4 protein-coding genes are annotated in these 4,457 nt (G+C 65.4%); all 4 read left to right on the forward strand.

Annotated features, from left to right (window positions below; all coding sequences use genetic code 11):
- The coding region (locus ACMZPQ_RS22470) for a tRNA-guanine transglycosylase (RefSeq protein WP_495495862.1) at window positions 1-636 on the forward strand (636 nt) is incomplete at its 5' end.
- A gap of 134 nt (window positions 637-770) precedes the next feature.
- On the forward strand, window positions 771-1,118 hold the full coding sequence (yajC, locus tag ACMZPQ_RS22475) for a preprotein translocase subunit YajC (RefSeq protein ID WP_197584189.1): 348 nt from the start codon (window positions 771-773) through the stop codon (window positions 1,116-1,118).
- Between the two features lie 61 nt (window positions 1,119-1,179).
- On the forward strand, window positions 1,180-3,036 hold the full coding sequence (gene secD / locus ACMZPQ_RS22480; protein ID WP_197584188.1) for a protein translocase subunit SecD: 1,857 nt from the start codon (window positions 1,180-1,182) through the stop codon (window positions 3,034-3,036).
- Window positions 3,037-3,051: 15 nt separating this feature from the next.
- Complete coding sequence (gene secF / locus ACMZPQ_RS22485; RefSeq protein WP_197584186.1) at window positions 3,052-4,032, forward strand: protein translocase subunit SecF; 981 nt, start codon at window positions 3,052-3,054, stop codon at window positions 4,030-4,032.
- Window positions 4,033-4,457: the final 425 nt, after the last annotated feature.

Here is a 4,457-nt window from a genome sequence, read left to right on the forward strand (position 1 = left end):
GGGGGCGGCCCCCCCCCCAGCCGCAATGCGCATGACGAGCTGGGCAACGACGCGGCCCTGTTCGGCATCGTCCAGGGCGGCGTGCACACCGATCTGCGCAGCCGCTCGGCCGAGGCCCTGCAGGCGATCGGCTTCGATGGCTACGCCATCGGCGGCCTGGCCGTGGGCGAGCCGGAGCACGAGCGCAATGCCATGCTCGACCACCTGGACCCGGAACTGCCGGGCGACCGCCCGCGCTACCTGATGGGCGTGGGCCGGCCGGAGGATCTGGTCGAGGGCGTGGCCCGCGGCGTGGACATGTTCGACTGCGTGATGCCAACCCGCAACGCCCGCAACGGCCACTATTTCACTTCCTTCGGCACCGTCCGCATCCGCAACTCGCAGTACGCGCGCGACATGGACCCGATCGAGCCCGGCTGCGGCTGCGTGGCCTGCACCGGCGGCTACACCCGTTCCTACCTGCGCCACCTGGACCGTTGCAACGAGATGCTGGCGCCGATGCTGGGCACCCTGCACAACCTGTTCTATTACGAAAAGCTGATGGCCGACATCCGTGCGGCGATCGAAGCGGGAACCTTCCTGGCCTTCCGTGAGTCTTTCTACGCGGCACGCGGGGCGGTCGCGCCGCCCCTGTAACCCGAACGCCCCCTGCCAAACGGCCCAAGGACGAACGCCCGGGGCCGTGGCATACTTCAAGGCTGACCCAGATCCGCGGTCGACACCTCGTGCCCGTGAAAGGGCCGAAGCGCCGCCCAACCAAAGGACCAACGATGAACCTGCTTGCCTTCCTGATTCCCGCCGCCCACGCCCAGGCCGCCGGCGGCCAACCGCAGGGCGGTATGGGCCTGACCACCCTGCTGTTCCCGATCATCCTGATCGCCATCATGTACTTCCTGATGATCCGCCCGCAGATGAAGCGGCAGAAGGAGCACAAGTCCATGCTGGAGAAGATCAAGCGTGGCGACGAAGTGCTGACCAACGGCGGCATCGCCGGCAAGGTCACCGACATCGGCGACAACTTCATCACCATCGAAGTGGCCGAGAACGTGCGCATCCGCGTGCAGAAGGGCGCCGTGGGCAGCGTGCTGCCGACCGGCACCCTGGATTCGGCCAAGTAAGCCACTCCCTTTCCGATGCACAACCGCGGCGCCGGGGATGGCGCCGCGCGGGACCCAAGCAATGCTCGAATTTCCACGCTGGAAGTACGTCGTCATCCTGATCGTACTGGCGCTCAGCGCGCTGTACGCACTTCCCAACATCTACCAGAAGGACCCGGCCGTCCAGATCACCGCCAACCGTGGCGGCCAGGTCGACGACGTGCTGCGCGACCGCGTGCTGGCCGACCTGAAGAAGGCCGGTGTAGCCACGCTCGGTGCCGAGAAGGAAGGGGAAAGCCTGATCGTCCGCCTGCCGGACCTGAAGGCGCAGTCCGCTGCCAGCGACGCCCTGCGTGACACCGTCGGCGAAAACTACACCGTGGCCCTGAACCTGGCCTCGACCGTGCCGGACTGGCTGGCCAACCTCGGCGGTCGTCCGATGGTGCTGGGCCTGGACCTGCAGGGCGGCGTGCACTTCGTGCTGCAGGTCGACCAGAAGGCCGCCCTCGACAAGCGCCTGGACGCCTACACCGAAGACGTGCGCAGCACCCTGCGTGACGCGCGCATCGCCTACCAGTCGGTGGAGCGCCGCGCCGACAACAGCATCGTGGCCAACCTGAGCCCGTCTGCCGGCGATGACGCCGCACAGCGTGCCCGCGCAGCCCTGGCCAAGGCGCAGCCGACGCTGGGTTACGACGTCAGTGGCAACCGCATCACGGTCACCGTGCCGGACGCCGAGATCACGCAGATTGCCAATGGCGCCATCGAGCAGAACATCAACACCCTGCGCAACCGCGTGAACCAGCTGGGCGTGGCCGAGCCGATCATCCAGCGCCAGGGCGCCGACCGCGTGGTCGTGCAGCTGCCGGGCGTGCAGGACACCGCCGAAGCCAAGCGCATGATCGGTGCTACCGCCACCCTGGAATACCGTGCGGTGGTCGAGGGCAACGCGCAGGACGCCATCGCCTCCGGCCGCATTCCGCCGGAAGCCAAGGTCTACCAGCAGCGTGACGGCCGTGGCCCGATCCTGCTGAACAAGCGCGTGATCGTCACCGGTGACCAGATGGTCGGCGCGCAGGCGGTGACCGATTCCAACAGCGGTTCGCCGGCGGTCAGCGTGACGCTGAACAACGTTGGCGGCCAGCGCATGTTCGACTTCACCAGCGCCAACGTGAACAAGCCGATGGCGGTGGTCTACACCGAGCGCGTGCCGACCGTGACCGTTGTTGACGGGCAGGAAGTGCGTGGCTTCAAGGTCAACGAGGAAGTGATCTCGGTGGCCAACATCAACGGCGTGTTCGGCAAGAACTTCCAGACCACCGGCCTGCAGAAGAAGGAAGCCGAAGACCTGGCCAAGCTGCTGAAGTCGGGCTCGCTGGCCGCGCCGATGGACTTCGTCGAAGAGCGCGTGGTCGGCCCGAGCCTGGGCGCCGAGAACGTCAAGAACGGCATGCGTGCGGTGGTGTTCGCGTTCCTGTTCACCCTGGTGTTCTTCAGCGTCTACTACCGCATGTTCGGCGTGATCACCTCGGCGGCGATGCTGTTCAACCTGCTCATCGTCGTGGCGGTGATGTCGCTGTTCGGTGCGACCATGACCCTGCCGGGCTTCGCCGGCCTGGCGTTGTCGGTCGGCCTGTCGGTGGACGCCAACGTGCTGATCAACGAGCGTATCCGTGAAGAACTGCGTGCCGGCGTGCCGGGCAAGACCGCAATCGTGACCGGTTACGAACGTGCTTCGGGCACCATCCTCGACGCCAACCTGACGGGCCTGATCGTCGGTGTGGCGCTGTTCGCATTCGGTACCGGTCCGCTGAAGGGCTTCGCGCTGACCATGATCATCGGTATTTTCGCCTCCATGTTCACCGCGATCACCGTGTCGCGTGCGCTGGCGACGCTGATCTACGGCCGTCGCAAGAAGCTCCAGAACGTGGCCATCTGACGGGACGACACGCACATGAAACTGTTTCCGCTGCACATCCTCCCGAACGACACCAAGATCGACTTCATGCGCTGGCGCCATGTCGCGATGGTCGTCACGATCATCGTGTTCCTGGCCTCGGTCGCGATCATCGGCTTCAAGGGCTTCAACTACGCGCTGGACTTCACCGGCGGCACCCTGATCGAGGTCCGCTTCGACAAGGCGGTGGACGTCGAGCAGGTGCGTACCAAGCTTGAGGAGAACGGCTTTGACGGCGCGCAGGTGCAGAGCGTCGGTGGCAACACCGACCTGCTGATCCGCCTGGCACCGCACGGCGAGCACGCACCGGGTACCGGTGATGCCGCCACCGAAGACAAGGCCACCGCTGCTGCCGTGGTGAAGGCGTTGTCCACCGCCGACAACCAGGCCACCGTGCTCCGCAACGAGTTCGTGGGCCCGCAGATCGGCAAGGACCTGGCGATGAATGGCCTGTACGCCACCATCTTCATGCTGGCCGGCTTCCTGATCTACATCGCGGTGCGCTTCGAATGGAAATTCGCGGTCACCGCCAGCATCGTGGCGATGTTCGACCTGATCGTGACGGTCGCTTACGTGTCCCTGCTGGGCCGTGAGTTCGACCTGACCGTGCTGGCCGGCCTGCTGTCGGTGATGGGCTTTGCGATCAACGACATCATCGTGGTGTTCGACCGCGTCCGCGAGAACTTCCGCAGCCTGCGCGTGGACTCGATGGAAGTGCTGAACCGTTCGATCAACCAGACGCTGTCGCGTACGGTGATCACGGCGGTGATGTTCTTCCTGTCGGCGCTTGCCCTGTACATGTACGGCGGCAGCTCGATGGAAGGCCTGGCCGAGACGCACATGATCGGCGCGGTGATCGTGGTGCTGTCCTCGATCCTGGTGGCGGTGCCGATGCTGACGATCGGCTTCCTGCGCGTCAGCAAGCAGGACCTGCTGCCGAAGGCGAAGGACGTCGAGGCCCTGGCCCGTCGCCCGTAATCACCTGCTGCACGCAGTACACAGAGAACCCCGCGCAAGCGGGGTTTTTTGTTGGCAGGGCTGGTACGCGTCATCGCATGCGCGCTGTCGCTCCCATGCTTCTCTGCGCGAACCGTGGGCCCCACTTACCAACTCCCAGACCCCCGCCGCTTCGCGGCCGCCCCCTGACTCAGGGGGCTCTGCCTCAGATCGTTTACTGCGGCTGTTGGTGGGTGCCGACCTTGGTCGGCAAATCTGTCAGATATCGAATGAATTGATCCACGCATGGCGTGGAACTACCGTGTCGACCAAGGTCGACACCTACCAGAGCGGGGTGCTGTTCCGACAGATCACGGAAAACTGTCGAAGGCGGGGTGGGTCCGGTTGCGGGAGTGTCCAGAAAAGCTTGACCACCACAGGTTTACGGCGTCTCCCGCAACCGGACC

Source organism: Stenotrophomonas maltophilia, assembly GCF_047497515.2.
GTDB lineage: Bacteria > Pseudomonadota > Gammaproteobacteria > Xanthomonadales > Xanthomonadaceae > Stenotrophomonas.